Annotated in this window: 18 protein-coding genes; 9 read left to right on the forward strand and 9 right to left on the reverse strand. The window is 53.7% G+C overall.

What is annotated here, in order from left to right; translation table 11 throughout:
• The 3 genes from F1379_RS28950 to F1379_RS28960 form a co-directional block, all read right to left on the reverse strand.
• The coding region (locus F1379_RS28950; RefSeq protein ID WP_150275950.1) for a serine hydrolase domain-containing protein at nt 1-1,351 on the reverse strand (1,351 nt) is incomplete at its 3' end.
• Between the two features lie 896 nt (nt 1,352-2,247).
• Nucleotides 2,248-2,568 carry a DUF5071 domain-containing protein gene (locus F1379_RS30770; RefSeq protein ID WP_150275966.1) on the reverse strand — a complete coding sequence of 107 codons (321 nt, stop codon included), beginning with the start codon at nt 2,566-2,568 and terminating at the stop codon, nt 2,248-2,250.
• A gap of 464 nt (nt 2,569-3,032) precedes the next feature.
• Complete coding sequence (locus F1379_RS28960; protein ID WP_150275951.1) at nt 3,033-3,254, reverse strand: hypothetical protein; 222 nt, start codon at nt 3,252-3,254, stop codon at nt 3,033-3,035.
• 763 nt (nt 3,255-4,017) lie between these two features.
• Between F1379_RS28960 and F1379_RS28965 the strand changes: the two genes are divergently transcribed.
• The 5 genes from F1379_RS28965 to F1379_RS28985 all read left to right on the forward strand — a co-directional run bounded on the left by F1379_RS28965 (nt 4,018) and on the right by F1379_RS28985 (nt 9,318).
• Nucleotides 4,018-4,677 carry a TetR/AcrR family transcriptional regulator gene (locus tag F1379_RS28965; RefSeq protein WP_150275952.1) on the forward strand — a complete coding sequence of 220 codons (660 nt, stop codon included), beginning with the start codon at nt 4,018-4,020 and terminating at the stop codon, nt 4,675-4,677.
• A gap of 35 nt (nt 4,678-4,712) precedes the next feature.
• Nucleotides 4,713-7,040, forward strand: coding sequence for an ABC transporter permease (locus tag F1379_RS28970; RefSeq protein WP_150275953.1), 2,328 nt, complete (start codon nt 4,713-4,715; stop codon nt 7,038-7,040).
• A 6-nt stretch (nt 7,041-7,046) separates the two neighbouring features.
• The gene (locus F1379_RS28975) at nt 7,047-7,805 is read left to right on the forward strand and encodes an ABC transporter ATP-binding protein (protein ID WP_150275954.1); all 759 of its coding nucleotides are present in this window, start codon (nt 7,047-7,049) and stop codon (nt 7,803-7,805) included.
• A 45-nt stretch (nt 7,806-7,850) separates the two neighbouring features.
• A complete protein-coding gene (locus F1379_RS28980; RefSeq protein WP_150275955.1) occupies nt 7,851-8,681 on the forward strand; it encodes an alpha/beta hydrolase in 831 nt (276 codons plus the stop codon).
• Nucleotides 8,682-9,000: 319 nt separating this feature from the next.
• A complete protein-coding gene (locus F1379_RS28985) occupies nt 9,001-9,318 on the forward strand; it encodes a lipoprotein (RefSeq protein ID WP_150275956.1) in 318 nt (105 codons plus the stop codon).
• 313 nt (nt 9,319-9,631) lie between these two features.
• Here the strand turns inward: F1379_RS28985 and F1379_RS28990 are convergent, their stop codons facing one another.
• From F1379_RS28990 to F1379_RS29000, 3 genes are read right to left on the reverse strand one after another with little or no spacing between them, the layout of a single operon-like run.
• Entirely contained in the window at nt 9,632-10,297 is a 666-nt protein-coding gene (locus F1379_RS28990) for a YcnI family copper-binding membrane protein (RefSeq protein WP_239004855.1), read from the reverse strand.
• The gene (locus F1379_RS28995; protein WP_150275957.1) at nt 10,298-10,990 is read right to left on the reverse strand and encodes a response regulator; all 693 of its coding nucleotides are present in this window, start codon (nt 10,988-10,990) and stop codon (nt 10,298-10,300) included. It abuts the gene before it with no gap.
• On the reverse strand, nt 10,987-11,865 hold the full coding sequence (locus F1379_RS29000; protein WP_150275958.1) for a sensor histidine kinase: 879 nt from the start codon (nt 11,863-11,865) through the stop codon (nt 10,987-10,989). Before F1379_RS29000 ends, F1379_RS28995 begins: the two co-directional genes overlap by 4 nt.
• Nucleotides 11,866-12,061: 196 nt before the next feature.
• Between F1379_RS29000 and F1379_RS29005 the strand changes: the two genes are divergently transcribed.
• The 4 genes from F1379_RS29005 to F1379_RS29020 all read left to right on the forward strand — a co-directional run bounded on the left by F1379_RS29005 (nt 12,062) and on the right by F1379_RS29020 (nt 15,434).
• Nucleotides 12,062-12,757: a response regulator transcription factor gene (locus tag F1379_RS29005; RefSeq protein ID WP_150275959.1), complete on the forward strand. Its 696-nt coding sequence runs from the start codon at nt 12,062-12,064 to the stop codon at nt 12,755-12,757.
• The gene (locus F1379_RS29010; protein WP_150275960.1) at nt 12,750-13,847 is read left to right on the forward strand and encodes a HAMP domain-containing sensor histidine kinase; all 1,098 of its coding nucleotides are present in this window, start codon (nt 12,750-12,752) and stop codon (nt 13,845-13,847) included. The genes F1379_RS29005 and F1379_RS29010 overlap by 8 nt, the downstream gene beginning before the upstream one ends.
• Nucleotides 13,848-13,967: 120 nt before the next feature.
• Nucleotides 13,968-14,843 (forward strand): M15 family metallopeptidase, encoded by an 876-nt coding sequence (locus tag F1379_RS29015; protein WP_150275961.1) that lies wholly within the window; start codon nt 13,968-13,970, stop codon nt 14,841-14,843.
• A gap of 42 nt (nt 14,844-14,885) precedes the next feature.
• Nucleotides 14,886-15,434: a VanZ family protein gene (locus F1379_RS29020; protein WP_150275962.1), complete on the forward strand. Its 549-nt coding sequence runs from the start codon at nt 14,886-14,888 to the stop codon at nt 15,432-15,434.
• 127 nt (nt 15,435-15,561) lie between these two features.
• On the opposite strand, the gene F1379_RS29025 is transcribed toward F1379_RS29020, so the two are convergent.
• The 3 genes from F1379_RS29025 to F1379_RS29035 all read right to left on the reverse strand — a co-directional run bounded on the left by F1379_RS29025 (nt 15,562) and on the right by F1379_RS29035 (nt 19,901).
• On the reverse strand, nt 15,562-16,581 hold the full coding sequence (locus F1379_RS29025) for a hypothetical protein (protein WP_150275963.1): 1,020 nt from the start codon (nt 16,579-16,581) through the stop codon (nt 15,562-15,564).
• Nucleotides 16,582-16,932: 351 nt separating this feature from the next.
• Nucleotides 16,933-17,853 (reverse strand): cysteine synthase A, encoded by a 921-nt coding sequence (gene cysK, locus F1379_RS29030; RefSeq protein ID WP_150275964.1) that lies wholly within the window; start codon nt 17,851-17,853, stop codon nt 16,933-16,935.
• Between the two features lie 341 nt (nt 17,854-18,194).
• On the reverse strand, nt 18,195-19,901 hold the full coding sequence (locus F1379_RS29035) for a methyl-accepting chemotaxis protein (RefSeq protein WP_150275965.1): 1,707 nt from the start codon (nt 19,899-19,901) through the stop codon (nt 18,195-18,197).
• Nucleotides 19,902-20,861: the final 960 nt, after the last annotated feature.

Consider the following 20,861-nt stretch of genomic DNA (forward strand, 5'->3'; position numbering starts at 1 on the left):
CGTGGGTGTCGTAACAACTTCTACGATAAAGGAATCTCTTTTTTTGTGCAATTTTTTGGATTTCCATTAATGTCAGGTTGTTTGCAAAATTACTGGTAAACGCATCCATCGCTTCGGCACTCAGCGGCTGGAAGGCATCAAGTGTCGCAGGTGCGGCATATTGCGGGAAAAAAGCCTGGATAAATGCCGGATAGAACATCTCACGCAGCACACTTTGCTGATTATAGCCAATGAAGACTCCGGTGTTCTGCTCCGGGATCAGGAACATATAAGTGCTGAAGCCGACCAAATCGCCTGCCTTGGTGATAATCTTGGAGCTGCTGCCCGCTTCAGGAAGCTGAAAGGGCGCTTCAAAACCATAGGTGGTATTCGGCAGTAGCGGGTGAATTGAGGATCGATATTCCTCCATGGCATCCACAGTGTCTTCAGCCAGAATGCGGCTATTGCCCACAGCTCCACCGTTTAAAAAGGCTATCATGAACTTGCCGATATCATCTGCCGTGGAAAGCATCCCTCCATGCGGCATGACGGTTGGAGTGACTGTATACAGGTCAATGGGTTCGCCTGTAGCATCATAGGCCGTAGCAAGGTCATCTTTCAGCTCGCCTTCGAGCAAGAAACCGCTTTTATCCATACTGAGCGCGTCAAACACATGCTTCTGCATATAATCCTCGTAGGGCATCCCGCTGGCCTTTTCCACCACCAGTCCGAGAAGCAGCGAAGCGAAGTTATCATACATGTATGAGGTCCCCGGCTCACGCACAACCGGCGGCATATGCTGCAGCACATAATCCTCAATCGATACTTTGGTTTCGAAATCATCGTTGATATCCTCCGGCAGAGGGTCCTGGATCCGGAAACCGGTAGTGTGGGTCAGCAGCTGCTCCACTGTTACCGGAACACCAAATGGGTTATCGAAATCAATCGGTCCAGTATAGTTTTGGAAATCCGCCTTCAAATCAATTTCCCCCTGCTCAACCAGTTGCATCGCGGCAACAGCGGTGAAGGTTTTGGATACCGAGGCCATACGGAAGACAGTTTCATCCGGGTCTACCGCAGTTTTCTTCGCCTTGTCCGCATTACCAAAGCCTTCTTCAATCACCGTCTTTCCATCCTTGACCACAACGACCACCGCCCCGGCAAGCTGAGCCTTTATCTCATCCAGGCTGAAAAATTGTTTGAGGAAAGCCGCTGCATTCTCCTGCGTTAGAGGCTTTGCTTGTCCCGCAACAGTCACAGAGGGAGCCGCCGATGCCTGAACCGTTGGGATCATTGGAGACAAAATCAGGGCAGCGGCAAGAATAGTCCTCGTCCAAAAGGGCAAGCGCTTGCGAGACATTGACACATTCATACACTTCACTCCATTTCATTAAAATTGTAAGTATAGTTATATTACGGTGCTTACATGAATGCGGGTTCATAAATTATTAGTGATACTCAGAGCTATCGAAACAAGCTGTAGAAGAACGTAAGATCGTGTGTTGTATCTGTGTTATAATGTTTTTAGTTTACATATTTGGGATTCATGAAGGAGGGGCGAAGCTTTATGGGGACCAGATCGTTGCGAAATATTGCTTTACTAGCATTCTGTATGGCCGTTATCCTGTTTATTATCGATGTGCTGTTTGTGTTTTATGATTCCTGGTTCGACGGGGCTGGGATAATATCAACTTTTATACTGCCACCCATCGGGATAAGGTCTGCAGTACTTGCTTACCGGAGGTCTGATTCAAGAATTGACGGGCTTCTTATATTAGCCAACCTATTTGCGTTCTTTCTCTATTTTGCGTTCATGTTTTTCGGGACTCTATTGTTTGGGCCTTGAGTGAAGCGTAAAAAGAAGCAAGTCAGTTGTGCCCCACAACGCCTTGTGTGGAGAGAGCTCGGGCGGAACACGATAGCTTTTCTATCGAAATAGTAATGCTAAGATAACAATCCCCCCTGTAAACAATGCAACCAAGATAAGTCCAACGCCCGCAAACAATATCGTTCTTCTTTTTTCCGGATCATCGGTAGTCCTATACCCCCCGATCATAAATAGCGGTACCCCTAAAAACCCAAGCATTGACCAATTTCCTATGGCATCCCTATGACTATTTAACATAGAATAATGTTCAAAGTACTTAACCAGACCAAGTATAAAAGCCATGCATCCCAATAAAACCATACCCAATGAAACTAACAGACCATACATAAAAATCAGTTATTATCTGCTTTGCCAACTCATCAATCCCCTCCTCCCTATCATCAAGATTTGGATTCCGTGCTAGTTCGGTCAACACCTTGGTTAATTCGTTTTTGGTCTCCGAGTATTTTCTGAATATAAGGTACTAACTCTATGTCCAGTGGAAGCAAGAGATCTCTTGTTGGTGAAGCAACCGGCCAATTCGTATCCTGTAACCATTCTAGTAGGTGAGGAGTTAGCAATTGAAGTACTTCCGAATTTAAGGATTGAAGACGAGTGACACTTTCTATATAGATTGAACTAAAGAATTTTGTGTTGGGATTAGCCGTGACGCAAGAAAATAATAGGACTTCCGGCCGCTTCCCGTCCGTAGAATTCTTGATTTATACCGCTTGTTGCGGTTCCGGCCTCCGACTGATGGCTTTCCGCAGTAAAGCTGATAGGCGAAGCACGGACTGTCATCGTTTTAAGCTGCTGAAATGTGATCGTGATTATCCTCCACACAGGTCAAATCAATAAGATAGATGAGGAAGGCCAAGAGCACCCATGACTAAAGGCGACAGCAGCTATTGCTCTTAATGTCCTCGCTACCCGCTGCTACGCTGCTAATTGCAGTTTGTACAACTATATCCATTTAAACAGGCCGTTTCCCGGCTATAGTTGCATTTCGTACATCTATTTTCTTGCTTTAAGGCAGTTTGTTCCCCATATGCTGATTTTAGTTGCACAAAATACATCTATCCTTCAAAAATGGGTGCATACCTAACAAATAGTTGTACGAAAATACATTTATCCTTGTTAAATAGGGTGTTCTTTGTCCATTATTCTTAGTCCCCTGTAAGAGTATTTAGAAAATATAGCCAACAACCATCACAAGCCCTAAAACAAAAAATATAGTACCTATTACACGATAAAAAAGTTCTATCCCCTTTGAAATCTCCTCCCCTTTAATTTCCACTTTCTTCTTCTCATAACTCAATCCTAAAGTCCCCAAATAAAATACGCTACGTGGAAAAAAGGCAGCGAAGAACCCAATAATAAGCAAGCCAAAACCAATAATTGTTGTCATCTCCTCTAACTTCTTCAACCAGAGTAACTTAGATAAACTAGCATCAAAACCATCGGGAGAAAGAAGATCACGAATAAGATAAAGGATATTCTCATCATTTTCAGAAGCCGAAGGTTATCTTTAGCCATTTGCCTGCTTGAATAATATAAAATAACGATAAATATGAGAAACCCAATTGTAGGAGATAATCTTACTAGACTGTTGTGATCCAAATATCCCTGCTCTTCAAGGAGCCGTGTTATCCCCATTCCAATAATAGTTGATAAGCCAAGAATAATTACGCTGACACCCAATAGTTTATTAAATCTAGTTATGTGGAATGAAAATATTAATAGTATAGCTCCTGAACCAAAAGTGAAGATAATTTCTTCAGTATAGGAAAAAGAACTAAAGAAGGAAAGCAACCTGTCACCATCCGCTCTTGATCTTACGCTGGCCGCAATTATGCTGCTTAGTCTCAGCGAACGAAATACTCGCTACACGGCATTTCCTTTCAGCTATGAATTGAACACTATTTTAATATAGCCGTTAATATCATTAATCACCTTAGAAGATTTTGTCGAAAAATGTCGTTTATGGGTGTGTTATCTAATTTTTTTGTGACACCGCTAACATTTAATTATAGCTTCCCGTTTCTCTTGCCAATGTTCGAAAACCACATAAGTTACAGATCATCTCCTTCCACTCCCCATTGACAATCCCCTCCCCCAATGCTATCCTCACCTCATTAGACCGACAGTCGGTCTACAAAGGAGCTGATGCAATGCGCAACATCAAAGATGCCGAAGCGCGCCGGAATGAAATTCTGGATGCGGCGGAGGAGCTGTTCGGGCGGAAGGGGTTTGACGGGACCAGTACGGGCGATATTCTGGAGAAGGTCGGGATTGCGCGGGGGACGCTGTATTATCATTTCAAGTCCAAAGAAGATATAATGGACGCCCTGATCGGCCGTGTTACGATCCGGCTGCTGGGGGCGGCGCAAGAGATTGCTGCGGACCGGAGTATTCCGGTACATGAACGTATTCTGCGCGTGGTGATGAGCCTGAATATCAGCGGCGGCAGCGGCGATGAGATTATGGAGCATATCCATCACCCGCAGAATGCCCTGATGCATCAGAAGACGCAGAAAGCAATCATCAACGGGCTGACCCCCATCCTGGCGGGAATCATTGGCGAGGGTGTTGAACAGGGATTGTTCCATACCCCTTACCCTTACGAATGCACGGAGATGATCGTCGTCTACGCCAATATTGTGTTTGACGGTGATGTGGTTGAACTGACGGAGGAGGAAATGGCTGCACGTATGCAGGCTTTTATCTACAATGTCGGAAGGCTGCTGGCGATCAAAGAAGAGGATCTCCAGTATTTCACGCAGATGTTCAGCGGCGGGGACGATCACGGGGAAGGAAGCGGCGATGAATAGTCCGGGAAGCGGAACCTTGGATATGGGGGGGCCTTATGTACTACAAAATCATCCGTAATGACATTGCCGCAAGCAAGCTGGTCACCCTGACGACAACCGTCTTTGTAGCCGCTGCGGCGATGCTTGTTTCACTCGCTGCCATCCTTATTGTGAATCTGCCGGGCGCCATCGACACCTTGATGACCCAGGCGAAGACTCCGCATTTCATGCAGATGCATTCGGGGGACGTGAATACGGACCGGCTTGCGGATTTTGCCAGGGAGAACGGCAATGTTGACCAATTTCAGGTGCGCGAATTTCTCAATGTGGAGAGCAGCCGGATCTTGTTTAACGGTAATTCGCTGGCAGGAAGTGTGCAGGACAACGGGCTCTCCACGCAGAGCGAAGCCTTCGACTATCTGCTCGGCCTTGACGGCAAAGTGATCCAGGTATCCGATGGGGAGATTTATGTCCCTCTTGCCTATATGAAGGATGGGACGGCAAAGATTGGCGACAAGGCCGAGATAGCCGGGCAAGCTTTTACTGTGGCAGGATTTCTCCGCGACTCCCAGATGAATTCGTTGCTGGCCTCCTCCAAGCGGTTTCTGGTCAGCCATCAGGACTATGCAGAGCTTGCGCATTCCGGGAGCATTGAATATTTGATCGAATTCAGGCTCAAGGACTTGTCCGGGCTGAACGCTTTTGAAGCCGAGTATGCCGCTGCAGGACTGGAAGCCAACGGCCCGGCGCTGACCTATCCCCTCTTCAAAATGCTCAATGCCATTTCCGACGGACTGACGGCGGGAATTCTGCTGCTGATCAGCGTGCTGGTCGTGGCCATCGCCTTCATGTGCATTCGTTTCACCCTGCTGGCGAAGATTGAAGACGATTACCGCGAGATCGGTGTAATGAAAGCGCTGGGCCTGCGCGTGGCGGACATTAAGAAAATGTACCTCGCGAAATATACGGCCATCGCCGCTGCAGGCTGCGCTGCCGGGTATATTCTTTCTCTGGTGTTCAAAGGCATGCTGCTGGAGAATATCCGGCTCTACATGGGTGTAAGCAGCAATTCGTCTATTGCCCTGCCCGTCGGCATTGCCGGGGTACTGCTTGTTTTCCTGGCCATTGTTGCCTATGTCAACATAGTGCTGAATCGGTTCCGGGACATATCCGCCGTGGAGGCGATCCGCTTCGGCACCTCACAGCAAGACTCCTCCGCAGGCACTAAGCGGTTCAGACTCAGCAGAAGCAGGCTGTTGAATACGAATATTTTTCTAGGAATCAAGGATGTACTGGCCCGGAAAAAGCTATACCTCACCATGCTGGCCGTCCTCGTCATTGCCGCTTTCATTATCATTGTTCCGCAAAATCTGTACCACACCATTTCGGCCCCAGGCTTCAGCACCTATCTGGGAATCGGCCAATCCGACCTTCGTCTCGACATTCAGCAGACGGACGATATCGCCGGTAAAACGGCGGAAATCGCCAAGGCAATGCACAGTGACAGCGCCATCTCCAAATATACGGTGCTCACCACTAAGACCTTCCGGGCAAGAACGCCGGACGGGTTGGAGGAACGCCTGAAAATTGAACTGGGGGACCATACGGTCTTCCCCGTACATTATAGCCAAGGCACAGCTCCGGTGCTGGGCAACGAGCTTGCTCTGTCCGCACTGAATGCCGATGAGCTGGGACTGCAGGTTGGCGATGACCTTACATTGATGCTTTTGGATAAGGAGACACCGGCAACGTTTACGGTAAGCGGCATTTATTCGGATGTGACGAACGGCGGCAAAACCGCGAAGGCTGCGTTCACGGGCGGCTCAGCCGACATCATGTGGTCCGTTATTTACACGGAGCTGGCGGATTCATCGCTGGCGGCTGCCAAGGCTGCGGAGTACGGGGAGCGGTTTGCTTTTGCCAAAGTGTCTGATATTGAGGAATATATCGCCCAAACCTTCGGCTCGACGATGAGCTCGGTGCATAGAACCTCCCAGGCCGGACTGGTCGTTGCATTGCTGATTACCGTTCTGGTGACCCTGCTGTTCATGAACATGCTGGCAGTTAAAGACCGCTATTCCATCGCCGTACTGAAGACCTGCGGCTTTACGGGCCCGGATATTACGCTCCAGTATGTTGCCCGTGCGGTCTTCGTGCTGGTTCTTGGCATTGCTGCCGGCACATTGCTGGCCAATACACTCGGGGAGTCGCTCGCAGGGCTGGTCATCTCCCGGCTTGGCGCCGCTTCGTTCGAGTTCGCGGTCCGGCCGCTTGCGGTGTATGTGCTGGTTCCACTGATGATGGCGGGCGCGGTGCTGATTGCCACTCTTCTCGGTACTGCGGGCGCCGGCCGAATTCAAATCGCTGAACAACTAAAGGAGTAGCTGACCATGAGGACAATCGTATGCGGTGAGAATATTGTAAAAAGCTACGGCGCTGCCGGTGAACAGCGCAATGTGCTGAACGGAGTATCTGCCCAGATCGGCGAAGGTGAGTTCGTGTCTGTCATGGGCCCGTCAGGCTCGGGCAAATCGACGCTGCTGTTTGCGCTGAGCGGGATGGACGGGATTGACGGCGGGACGGTTTCTTTTGACAGCATGGATCTGTCGGGTCTTGGGGAGAATGCGCTGGCCGACCTGCGCCGAAGGAGGATGGGCTTTGTGTTCCAGCAGCCGACCCTACTGAAGAATCTGAATGTCCTGGACAACATTATTCTTCCGTCCATGCGTGACAACCGGCGGGCTGCCGCAGAGCTCACGGACCGGGCCCGGGTGCTGATGCTGAAGACGGGCATTGCCGGACTGGAGGAGCGGAATATTACCCAGCTCTCGGGCGGACAGCTGCAGCGGGCGGGAATATGCCGGGCACTAATGGGCAATCCGCAGGTGATCTTCGGCGACGAGCCGACGGGTGCGCTGAACTCGGCCACCGCTCAGGAGATTATGGACATTTTCTCCGGAATCTGCGCTGACGGAACTGCTGTGCTGCTGGTGACCCACGACGCCAAGGTGGCGGCACAGACAGAGCGTATACTGTATATGCGCGACGGCAGCATCGTCAGTGAGCTGAGGATGGCTAAATTCGGCGGTTCCGGGCTCGAGGAAAGAATTCGTAAAGTCAACGGACGGATGCAGGAAATCGGGATTTAAGCATACACATAGATCAGTGATCCCTTGAGTAAAGGAGCTGAGTCTATGTATTCCTTTGAGCAACAACGCCGGAATTCCTATAACCCATTGCCCGCCCCGACTCCTTACGCATATGCACCCGCTCCGCAGCCTGGCCATATTGAGCCGCTGACCTTTGTGCTGGTCCACGGCTCCTGGGCAGATGCGGGCTTCTGGGATGGAACGGCAGCGGAGCTGCGTAGACTGGGCCATACCGTATATGTCCCGGAATATCCGGGGCATGGGGCTGAACCGAATACAGATGTGACCCATCAGGAGATCGACGATGCGGTAGCGCAGTATATCATCTCCCGCAATCTGCGCAGCATCGTGCTGGTCGGACACAGCTTCGGCGGTTCCGTCGTGCAGAAGGTCGCCGAGCAGACCGCCGACAGGTTGAGGCGGATCGTGTTTATTGACGGTTTTGTCGTCGCCGACGGCCAGTCGCTTGGCGATCAGTTTCCGCCCGCTTCGCAGCAGTTCTTCCGGCAGCTTGCAGAAGCGTCAGGCAATAATACGCTGATGCTGCCCTATCCTGTCTTCAGAGACACGTTCGTGAACCTGGCCGATGGACATTTGGCACGGGCGCTGTACAGCAAAATCAAGCCCGAGCCGGCCAAGCCGCTGTTTGAGAAGCTGGATTTGAAGCGGTTTTTTGCGCTCAGCACACCGAAAAGCTATGTCTATCTCACTGAAGACAATGTACTTCCGCAAGGCGAAGGCTATGGCTGGCATCCCCACATGTCGGGCCGGCTCGGCATCTTCCGCTTGATCAAGGATCATGGGGATCACATGACTACCTTCTGCACTCAGCCTTGGCGGATCGCCCGGCGTCTGGTTGAGGCAGCGCGCGACTGAAGCGTTGCGCCCGGCGCACGCCAAATAGACCTTGACCGGCTGGAGGCCGGGCAAGGTCTTTTTCATAAGCAATCATATGTCTTCGGAAATGAGCAGCGGTTTTATTCGCTGGATCGGGTTGTGTAACGCAGACTACCCGTGCTCTAATTTAGGGGACTCAGATGCATCTATTTCTTATAGGCTATAAATCCCGGTGAGCAGTCAATATCATTGAACATAGCGCTGTCCTCCAACTGAAGTTTTACACACTGTATAATCGAAGCTATAATTACAGCAACCAGATTATAACATCTTTTCTTTTCGGTTAAGGAGGCCATCAGTGAAAAAAATCGTTCTCGCCATAACACTGCTGCTCATTCTCAGTGCTTGCAGCACTGAATTTTCGAAGCAGAGCTGGCTCGATAATCGGGAAGAAAGAAGCGGCATGGTATCCAGCCTGCTGCAGAAGCATGAACTGACCGGCATGACCGAAGCTGAAGTGATTAAATTGCTTGGAGAACCGGAACAGATCAAGAGCGAACCCACGGAATACGTGTATTATCTGGGCAGAGCCGGCTTAGGCGTTGACGATCTGCTGTTCAGGCTTACTTTTGATGAAGACGGCAGGCTGGCGGCGCATGAGCAGACTCATGATTAAGCTTGGAGGCGGAAGCCCGCACCTGCCGAGTCTATATAGTTGGAAAATCGCAACCTAATTTCACCTGTATGTAGAAAAATATAGATTTAGTTGGATAATCGCCACTTAATATAGAGGAAAATTATTGTTTACACCAAAATTGTCCAGATTAAGTGGCGATTATCGAATTAATTGGCTCAAAACCCTAAAAACATCAAAATTAGTGTGCGAAAATCCATCTAATTGACTGCATTAAGCGATCTGACTCCACGTGAAGTTTCCGCCATTACCGACTTCCTCTCAGTCGCCTCAGATAGTGTCAGACGTTAAGACCCTACTCCTTCCGCCCCCTCAACACCCCGACCACGGACAACAGGAACGCCAGCAGCGAAATACCCAGCGCGATGTAGACCAGGGGCGAGATCTTGGCGGTATCGCCGTTCCCCTGCTCGGCCATGATCTGGTTGTGCTCATCCATGGTCATGGTATCATGGCTGTCTGCCGTACCCGTTGCGCCATGGGAGTGACCTCCGGCGTCACCGGCCGCCTCAATAATTGAAGTGACGGAATGCGGCGTCTCCGAGCCTTCCTCGCCGGACCACTCCACCTTGCTGCCGTCGGCATAGTGCTGGTAGGCATCCCAGGCGACCTCACCGGCTGCTGCCGGATTCTGCACGGTGAAGTAGAACCGCTGGAACTGTCCGGCCAGGATGCCCTCGCCGGTAGCCTTCCAGCTCACTTTGTTGCCTTCCACCGTTACTTCCCAGCCGGGAGCCGGCTCATATTGCTTGAACGACGCGCCTTCCGGAATGCGCAGGTCTACCTGCACTGTGGCAATATCTTTCTCCGAAGGCACCTTCAGGGTATAGGTCTCCCAGGCCCCGGTAGCCGATTCAGCCGGAGCAACGGTTACATGGGCGCTGGCTACAGCCGCGAACAGCATAAAGGCCGCTGTCAACGGGACGGTCAGGGTCATGATTTTACGAAGCATCTTGATCATTTAATGTGTTCCCCTCTTCTTCTTGGTGGTATGCTCTGGTGCGAAATCCCGGCTGCGCGGAGCAAGACCTTGCTCCAGTGCATAACGGGTCAATTGCGTGCGGTTCTGCAGCTGAAGCTTGTGCAGGATATTCTTAAGATGATTCTTGACGGTATGCTCGGAAATGCCCAGGGTGACGGCAATCTCCCGGTTCGTGGCGCCTGAGGATACACAGCCCAGTATTTCCCTCTCCCGTGTTGTTAATGCTTCATGCTCTTCACGGGGTGACGGGACGGCGAACTCCTGCAGGATCTGAAAAGCCAGCTCCCGGCTCAGCGGCACCTCCTCGCTGACAATCGCCAGCAGGTACTCGATCCAGGTGGAAGGGGCCAGATTCTTCAGCAGATAACCCTGCGCCCCCTGCTTCAGCGCCTCGAACAGATGGGACACCTCGTCTGATACGGTGACAATGACGATTTTGACATAAGGATGAGTCAGCTTGATGCGCCGCGTCGTCTCCAGACCGTTCATGCCCGGCATCTCGATGTCGATCAGGATGAGGTCGGGCATCCACTGCTCCGTCCAGACGATCGCCTCGGCCCCGCTTGCTACAGCTCCGATAATTTCAAAATGTTCATCTAGCCCCAAGATTTCGCACATGGCCTCGCGCGCATGTTCATGATCGTCGACGATCAGCACCCGGCAGCGGTTCATCCGGACTCCCCTCCTTTGGCAATCTCAACCACGGTTCCCTCTGTGCCCGAATGCAGACGCAGCTCCCAGCCCATCCGTCCGGCGCGTTCGCGCATGATCCGCAGTCCGTAGCTGCCCTGCACGGCAAAAGGATCGTCATGAACGATCCCAGCCCCGTTATCTCTGACCGTCACGGTCCAGCCCGCCGGATCGCCATGGCCGCTGATCGCGACCTTGTCCGCCCGCGTATGCTTGCGCACATTAATGATCGCCTCGCGGATGCAGGACAGCAGCTCTGCCTTGTCCTTAGCAGGCAGCGCTGCATCGTCCAGCGTCCAGTCAAGCGTTGCTTCGACCATCGCCTCCCGGGCGAGCCGCGCAAGCTGCGCCTTGACCGATTCCTCCAGCGTAAAGCTCCGCTCGCCGGTCACCGGCAGCTTCAGGTTCGCAATGGCCTGGCGCACATAGCGGTTCACTTCGTGAACCGTCTGCCGGAGCTGCTCGATGCTTTCAGGAGCCACTTCGCCCCTCCGGCGGCTGTGCTCCAGCTTGTCGATGCGCACCGACAGCAGAAACAGCGACTGGGCAATCCCGTCGTGAAGCTCGCCGGCCAATTGCTCGCGGGCTTCCAGCGCCGCCATTTCGGCGCGCTTGCGCTCCAGCTCCCGCTGGTTCCGCTCCAGGAGCGAGAACAGCGGCAGCAGCAGCGCCATGCTGGACACCAGCACCAGCAGCGGTGTCAAATAATTGCCGGTATCCATCGAGATGTACGGCATCAGATACTGGTGGCGCACCACCTCCCAAATGCCGACGATTACCGTGGGCAGCAGCAGAATGAGCAGCTTGATTCTCGTATACGTAGCCGTTCCCCCCTGACTCCAGTCTAAACATAACATTACCGCCGTTCACGCGGCATGACTCTTTCGGGCTATGACGAGCCGGAACATGTTACAAAAATAAGTATTTTAAAAATAAATCAATCACTTCCGGTTCGCGAAATCCCGCCGGATCATGTACACTGAAAGCATCTGTTTACGCTGTACATTGGTTATACCAAAGTTCCACGCTATTATCTAACAGGAGCGATAATTCATGAAGCCGATTACGATACTGATTGCCGACGATGATGCGGAAATAGCCGGCCTGCTTGCGCTGCATCTGGAGCAGGAGGGCTACCGCTGCATCAAGGTATATGACGGAAATGCGGCAGTCCAGGCCGTGCAGAATCATCACGTCGACCTCGCGGTGCTTGATATTATGATGCCCGGAATGGACGGGCATGAGGTGACCCGGCAGATCCGGGAGCGCTGGGCGCTGCCGATTATTTTTGTAAGCGCCAAGACCTCCGATCTCGACAAAATCACCGGACTCGTCATCGGCGCCGACGACTATGTCACCAAACCGTTCAATCCGCTGGAGCTGGTGGCCAGGGTGAACGCCCTGCTGCGCCGCTCACGGGTGCTGAACCAGCCGGCTGGAGATCAGGTGCCCATCCTTGAAGCCGGCGGCCTGACCGTAGACCCCGAGCGCCGCGCCGTCACCTTGTACGGAAGCACTGTCGAGCTGACGCCCAAAGAGTTCGATATCCTGTACCTGCTGGCCGGGCATCCGGGCAAGGTGTTCAGCAGCGAGCATCTTTTTCAGCAGGTGTGGGGCGAAGCCTATTATGAGGGTGGGAACACCGTTATGGTGCACATCCGTACGCTGCGCAAGAAGCTCGGCAATGATCCCGATAAGAATAAATGGATCAAAACGATCTGGGGGGTAGGGTACACCTTCAATGGATAAGGCCTTCCGCAGTTTCCGGTTCCGGATGATTATGCTGCTTGTCCTCAGTATGGGAGCCTCGGGCATTGTTACTTATGTACTCTATAAAATATTGCAGTCCATGTACACCAATGTCAAAGTGGAGGACCCGCTGGCCAGAATCCGCTTCATGATCGGCAGTATCGGAGACTTTAATTTCTTCCTGCTGTTCTTTATCCCGCTGGCCATCTTCTTCTTCTTCCTGTTCACCAAGCCGTATGCCGGGTATTTCCGCAGCATCTCGGAGGGCATTCACAGGCTGGCCGACGGGGAATTCAGCGGTGAGCCGCTGCGCATCCCGTCCCGGGACGAGTTCGCGGATATCGCGGACGATCTGAATCTGGCTGCCGCGAAGCTGCGGGAGGCCGTGGAGCGGGGCGATTTTGCCGAGAGCAGTAAGGACCGGCTGGTGCTGAACCTGGCCCATGATCTGCGGACTCCGCTGACCTCTGTGCTGGGATATCTTGATTTTGTGCTGAAGGATCGGGACTTAAGTCCGGAGCAAGCCAAGCATTATACGATGATTGCTTATACGAAATCGCGGCGGCTGGAGAAATTGATCGACGAGCTATTCGAAATTACCCGGATGAATTACGGGATGGTCTCCATCCGCAAGGCGCCGTTTGACCTCAGCGAGCTGCTGCACCAGTTAAGCGAAGAGCTGTATCCTGTATTCGAGAACAGCGGGCTGACGGCACGGCTGCAGCTTCCACCGCAGCTCCTGATGCACGGGGACGGCGAGCTGCTGGCCCGGGTGTTCGAGAATCTGCTGGCAAATGCAGCCCGATACGGAGCCGATGGCCAGTTCATTGATATTGTCGGGTCTGCAGATGAGGATACAGCGGTGATTCAGGTTGTCAATTACGGCGGCGGAATTGCGGTCGATGAGCTGCCCCATCTGTTCGAAATGTTCTACACCGGCGACAAAGCCCGCACACACCGGGAAGGTCAGAGCGGCACCGGCCTGGGGCTGTTCATCGCCAAAAATATCGTAGAACAGCACGGCGGAACCATTACCGCCGAAAGCGATGTGCTCCGCACCTGCTTTGAAGTGCGGCTGCCCCGCACTTGACTTGTCCCTGCCCGCAACCGGAGAACCGTCCTAATTTAAGAAAAACTTTAGATTTACACCCACTTCTATTTTAAAGTTTCCCTGTATCTTTAAGCCATAAAGACAAGGGGGAACGTTAAGATGCGAAAGTGGGTTTTTTGGTTTACCCTGCTGCTGCTGGTGGGCACCGATGCGCTCCTGCATACTGAGAGCGTAACAGGTAATGTGCGTGAGCGGGCGGATTCCGCAGCAGTGGTGACCACGGCTCCAGGCAACAATGAGCTGCTGGCCATCGGCCAACATCAGGTCCACCGCGGAAATCTGCTGCTTGTGAACCGGGACTATCCTGTCCATCCGGAGGGAATCACCGAAGATGTAGTGCGGATCATTGAGCATCGGGAGCTGCTTAACGGTTACGGGCTGCTGGATAACAGCATCCGGCTCTCCGAAAGCGTGGCTGAACGGTTCGGGGAAATGATTGAAGCGGCCGGGCGGGACGGCGTGTCGCAATTCCTGATCAGCAGCGGTTACCGCAGCCTGGAGGAGCAGGAACAGCTCTATGCAGAAAAAGGCTCCGCCTACGCCCTGCCCGCCGGCTACAGCGAGCATAATCTCGGCCTGTCGCTCGATATCGGTTCATCGGGACAGGCCATGGAAAGAGCGCCCGAAGGCGTGTGGCTGCGGAAGCATGCTGCGGAATTCGGTTTTATCCTTCGCTATCCCAAGGATAAGACGGATATCACCGGCATCGAATATGAGCCGTGGCATTTCCGCTATGTCGGCCTGCCGCACAGCCTGATTATGCAGGAGCAGAAGCTGACGCTTGAGGAGTATCTTGATTTTCTCAAGGAACAGCAGTCTTATACTGCAATGATCGGGGGTCAAGCTTACCGGCTTACGTATCATGCCGTATCCGGCAATACGGTGATTCCCGTACCGGCGGATAGGCCGTATGAGCTGTCGGGTACGAACATCGACGGCGTGATTGTGACCGAGTCCCTGGAAGGGATGAAATAGAGAGATAAATAATAGAGACTCCTTAGAAAGTGAGGCATTACCTTGAAACCAGCTAATGGCACCATGGAACAAACCAGTGCAGTCAGGAAACAAGCCAGTACCGTCAGAAATGCTGTGCCGCAGGTTGTATTGCAGGTTCTATATGCAGTGTACATCTACGCGCTGCTCAAGATCATCCTGCTTAAATTCGGCACCTTCAATTTGGAGTTCCTGTGGGCAGAACTCCGGCAAGGCCCGGAGAACCTGGCCCGCCAGCTGCAATGGGGCAATTTCACTCCGCTGGCCACCATCTCCGGTTCGCTGCAGGAATTATCCGTGCACTCCATGGTTAACCTCACGGGTAACATAGCTTTGTTCATCCCCTTCGGGATATTTACCTGCCTGTTATCCGTGCGGCGTGTTACCTTATTCGGGATACTGGTGCGCGCCCTCGGCCTCAGCCTGATGCTGGAAAGCGCCCAGGCGCTGCTGTCCATTGGCACCTTCGATGTCGATGATCTGCTGCTGAACACCTTCGGCGGTCTGCTGGGGTACGGATTATACCGGCTGCTGCCGCAGCCCGGCGCGAAGCGCCCCGCGCAGGAGGCATAGGCGAGGCGCTCTTGGCCAGTCTCAGGCGCTGGCGGGAGCTTGGGCCGGGCACCAGTGCTTGCGGGAGCTTGGGCCCGTGCCCGCGCTTGCGAGAATCCTAGCAAGACGGTCCCTGATCCGCCTGAGTTTATAACGGTGAGGTATAGCGGCTGTACGCCGGCTCCAGTTCCTTGAACTTCTGGCCTTCCTGGACCAGCAGGAAGGAGTTGATGCCTTCCGCCCCCCGCCAGTTCACCCCGAGCAGCAAGCCGTCTATCGTCTCTGCCGCAAACAGCAGGGAAAACATTTGCGGCAGCACCTCCCCGCCGTCGTCTACCCGCCATACCGAATATTCATTATCCTGAATGACAGCCGGATAATCCATGAAGATCAGGTCCTTACCGTCCTGCACCACCAGGCTGAACAGCATGCTCTTGTCCTCTCTTACGAATTGCACTAGATAGAGCGGCCGCTCTTCCGGCAGACTTGCCAGCTTCCACGCAGCCTGTATTTCCCGCTGCTTGGCTGCTGCGATGCTTCGCATGGCGGCACTACCGGCATCGATGCGCTCCCCTTCCGGTCCCGCCGGCTGGATCGGCAGCAGCGCAGCCAGGTTGAATTCAGCCGAATTCACTAGCATATAGGTGTCGTCAGGAACAGCGCCGCCATTCTCTACGGTGAACAGCTGGCCCGGTAAATTCTCAAGGTTCAGCGCCAGATCACGGCCATTGCTGTTATCCGTACCCGGCTGCCACCCTTCCGGCTTCACCGGCAGCGCCAAGCCGTTGCTGCCGATGGCGGTGTCTATCCGGCCAAGCCTTTCCGCATCCTCCTTCTCATTCGCCCACGTAGCCAGGATACGGACACCGGTCGAATCGGCAAATCCAAACACCGGCTGCAAGGTTGCAGGTTCCGCCACAGTTATTGCCGGTGTTCCAGTTGGCGTGGCCGCTGCTCCGGGCGCTTCACTGCCGATTCCCGGAGAAGCCTGCTGACCGGATGGTGCCGCTGTGGCAGTGTCAGGCACAGCTTCCTCCGCCGTATTCTGCTCGGACGCGGTCGGCGCGGGCGTGAGGCTTGCGGCGGCGTTACCGCCGCTATTAGACGAGCAGCCAACCAGCAGCAGGATAACGGCCAGCATGGCGTAAATTGGTTTCAACCTGAACATGCTTTACTCCTCCCTCAGCGCAAATTAGCAGCGGAACTAACACCTCATAACGCTAACGGACCACAGTGACGCTGATAGGCTGCTGAGTCCGTTGGCCCTGTAGGACAACGCGCCCGGGGCTGTGTGCAGAGTTCCGTGGTTGCGCCGTTCCACGCGTCAGCCTTGTACATTCCCCGCCTTCCATGCTTCCGGCCTTCCACGTTCAGGCCTTCCACACTTCCGTCGTTCCAGTCCCCAGGCGCCTTTCACACTTCCGCCGTTCCACGCTCCAGCACTCCACACTTCCGCTGTTCACGTCCCGGCGTGCGGTAAACGAAGCAACCGGAGATCCCGGCAGTAAGATGGGGGAAGCTAAAATATCCCCATACTAAGGTAACGCTCACCCGTATCCGGCGCGATGCAGAGCACGCGCTTTCCGGGTCCGAGGCGGCGCGCTTCCTGCAGCGCTGTCCAGACGGCGGCGCCTCCGGACGGGCCGATCAGCAGGCCTTCGCCGGCGGCCAGCTGACGCACGGTCTCCAGTGCAGCTTCGTCAGCCACCTGGACGATTTCGTCATAGACGTCCGTGTTCAGAATGGCGGGTACGAAGCCGGGACTGGTCCCGACCAGCTTATGCGGGCCGGGCTGCCCGCCGGAGAGCACAGGCGAGCCCTGCGGCTCTACGACCACGATCCGCAGCTCCGGCAGCTCGGCGCGCAGTGCTTCACCGGTCCCCGTAATGGTGCCGCCAGTTCCGGATGTGGCGACAAATACATCCAGCCGCCCCTCCATCTGCTCCAGAATTTCCGGTGCCGTCGTCACCCGGTGGATGTCCGGATTGGCCCGGTTCTCAAACTGCTGGGGAATAAAGCTCCCCGCAATATCCTTGCCCAGCTCCAGCGCCTTGGAGATGGCTCCCGGCATCCGCTCCGCCGCCGGTGTCAGCACAACCTCCGCGCCGTAGGCTTTGAGGAGATTGATGCGCTCCTTGGTCATATTGTCCGGCATGACCAATATCGCCCGGTAACCCTTGGCCGCTGCGTTCATCGCCAGGCCAATTCCGGTATTGCCGCTCGTCGGCTCAATGATTGTGCCGCCGGGACGGAGCAGACCGGCCAGCTCAGCCTGGCGGATCAGATTATATGCTGCCCGGTCCTTGACGCTGCCGCTGGGATTGAACATCTCCAGCTTTACATATACCTCGGCGTCCCCGGGTCCGGTCAGGCGGTTTAAACGGAGCACCGGTGTGTCGCCGATCAGCTCCGTAATATGGTTAACAACTCGTGATGTCATGGTTGGCCTCCTTCATTTCAATGCTGATATAACAACCATTGTAACGCTTGGGGCCAAAGCTGTCGATTGACAGGCAAGCCGCGCACGGGGTCACCTGAGGTAGTTTGAGGTACTTACTTGAGATACTTACTTGAGGATAGAGACACCAAGTACCGGTTGTCCGCAATACCAGCGTTGACACTCGGTTAAGCACCCCGGAGAATAACAATGCCCCCGCCGCGAACGGCAGAGGCAGGTTTCACTTTTTCCGGGAGTGAATTCATTTTATTAGAAGTAACCATTTATACGGCTCTCCGCTGAATGTTGACTCACATGTTGTCCATCATTATATAGATATTAGGCTATATATTGAACCGAGCAACCAGAGACTGCAAGCCATAGGCAAGTCCACTGAGCGAAGTTGCGGAGGAAGCAATTTGCTCCACGGCAGCCATTTGTTCCTGGGAAGCCGCCGACACCTGCCGGGTATGGGCCGCAGTCGTCTCAGATATTTCCGTGACGTGACGGATCGAAGACACGATTTCTTCTGTAGCGGCTGTCATTTCCTCCACGGCACCGGACACTTCTTCCACCTGGCCAGCCAGGGAGTCAATAGAAGAGCGGATTTCCGCAAAAGATTGACCCGCCTCTGATATCACCGCTGTTCCGCCCCGCACCTCTTCCATGCTGCCGTGCATCACCTGCACGGCATGATCCGCATCCGCCTGGATGGCGGCGGCCATCTGTGCGATCCGGCCGGCGGATTCGCCCGATTGCTCGGCCAGCTTGCGCACCTGGTCGGCGACAACGGCGAAGCCGCGGCCCTGTTCCCCTGCCCGCGCCGCTTCAATAGTGGCGTTCAGCGCCAGCATATTGGTCTGGGCGGCGATATCCTTGATAACGGCCACCATACTGCCAATGTCCTGCGAGCGGTTCACGAAGCTGTGCACCTGCTCAGACAGGGACCGGATCGAGCGGTTAATGGAGTCCATTTGCCGGTCGGCGGCCTGCAGCGATTCGTCTCCGGCAACGGCGAATGCAGCGGAACGCTGCGATGCCTCGGCTATCCGCTGCATGCTGACGGCGACCTGCCGGATGCCGGCCGATATTTCGGTCATCGTCGTCATATTGAGCTGCAGATCGTTCATCTGCCGGTCCGTTCCTTCGGCGACGGTCCCCATGATTCCGGCAATCTGCTCAGTCGCACCGGCAGTCTTGCCGCTGTCGGCCGTTAGCTTGGCGGAAGAGTCTGCGAGACCGCCTGCCGATTGGCTGACCTGCCCGATTAAGCCGCCGAGATTGGCGGTCATTTTATTGAAATTTGCAGCCAGTTCGCCGATTTCGTCCCGGGTAGACACACTCAGCCTGCGGGTAAGATCTGCCTCACCGTCGGCAATTTCCTGCAGCTGCTTGTTAACGTCGCGCAGCGGGCGGGTGATTTTGGAGGAGAGCAGCAGTGCAATGAACCCCGCCAGTACCACGGACAGTCCCGTTACGCCCAGACTGATCGCCATCGCCGTGCCGCGGTGCGTCTCGGATTCGTTCTGCAGCTTGACAATCTCCCCGTTCAGCACATTTTCGAATACCAGCTGCGACTCAATAATCGTATCGAGCGACAGATTCGTGAAGGCTTTTTGCGCCTGAGGGAAATTCCCTTCTTTCGCCAGTGCAAAGGCGTCCTCCAGTACAGCCAGATAGTTGCTCCATTCACCTTCCAGCTGGGCAATCCCGCCGCTCTCCGCCTCATTCAGACCTGCGTTTGACAGCTCCGATATTGCCTCCTTAATTTCCGGAATCACCGCTTCGTAGGAGCTTAAGTAGGCGGTCCGCTCTTCCTCCGTATTACTCATCACATATCTTGCGCCGTATCCGTCCGCCTGGCGGATTTTGTCGGTCAACTGCTGCACCAGGTTGAGCTTGCTGTAATTGCGGTTCGTCTGCTCGGTCAGCATCGTGACTTTCCCCTGAAACAAGGTATTGCCCGCAATGGCGGCGATGAAGACGACAATGACCAAGGCAAAGCCCAGCAGCAGTTTCGCTCGAATTCCTTTGTACCTGAATTTGAACATCGGTTGTTCCTCCAAATCGCTATGTAATCTGTGGTGCGTAAGACCGGTAAACCGTTATGTATTCCGCAGAGGCGGCAATCCTTCCGCTGATCTCTATCCTACCCGCGCACCCTTAAACAGACCTGAGATTGAACTGAACGTTGGCTGAAAAAAACATCAAGTAAAGCCATCAAATAAGGCCATCAGGGCGATGCCTGCTCAGGCACTTTACCAGCGTTCGAGTATATCTAGTACCTTGACCGCATCAAATTGTAGCTATGCATCATCTATTTGCGAGTAAGGCTGGAGACTTCCGCACCTGCATCCCTTTCCCATGAACAGGCCGACAAACAGCACCGTCAGGCTAATCAATCCTATTGCAGTCGAAAAACTGACCATAATGGGCTAGCGTTAAGGTAAAAAGGGCAAACGTAGGCGAAAAATCGACCACAATGTCTCGCCGTGGAGGAAAACAGACCCATTGTAGTCGAAAAACCGACCACAATGGGCTACCGTGAAGGTAAATAGAGCAAACGCAGGCGAAAAATCGACCATAATCCACAAACCAAGCTCACCTAACGAAAAGCAGGGCGGTACTTTAAAGTTCTCACGTTGCTCTTTTTCAGGGTGGAGAATCGCCACCTAATTTCACCTGTACGTTAGTGTTTGCATCGCCGTATTGGCTGCTAGAACGGCTCCTGCAAGAAGTGACTGCGTGGGAAGTGAAACGAAACCAGGCTCAGAAATCGGTGCAATGACACTTCATAACCAAGCAATCAAGAGAGGAATTAAATCACTTATTCCCTGGAATTTAAATTGGTCAAGGTACTAGCCTCTATGCCCGGTTTTACGGACAACAACCCCCAAACCTCACCCCCTCCCCCTCCTAGAGTAAAGGGCTGAATAAATTCAGCCCCTCCTCATCAAACCGTACGTGAGGTTTTCCCTCATACGGCTTTCCGATGTTTGTCATTCATGGGC

This window comes from Paenibacillus tepidiphilus, from assembly GCF_008635795.1.
In the GTDB taxonomy this organism is placed as follows: domain Bacteria; phylum Bacillota; class Bacilli; order Paenibacillales; family Paenibacillaceae; genus Paenibacillus_AQ; species Paenibacillus_AQ tepidiphilus.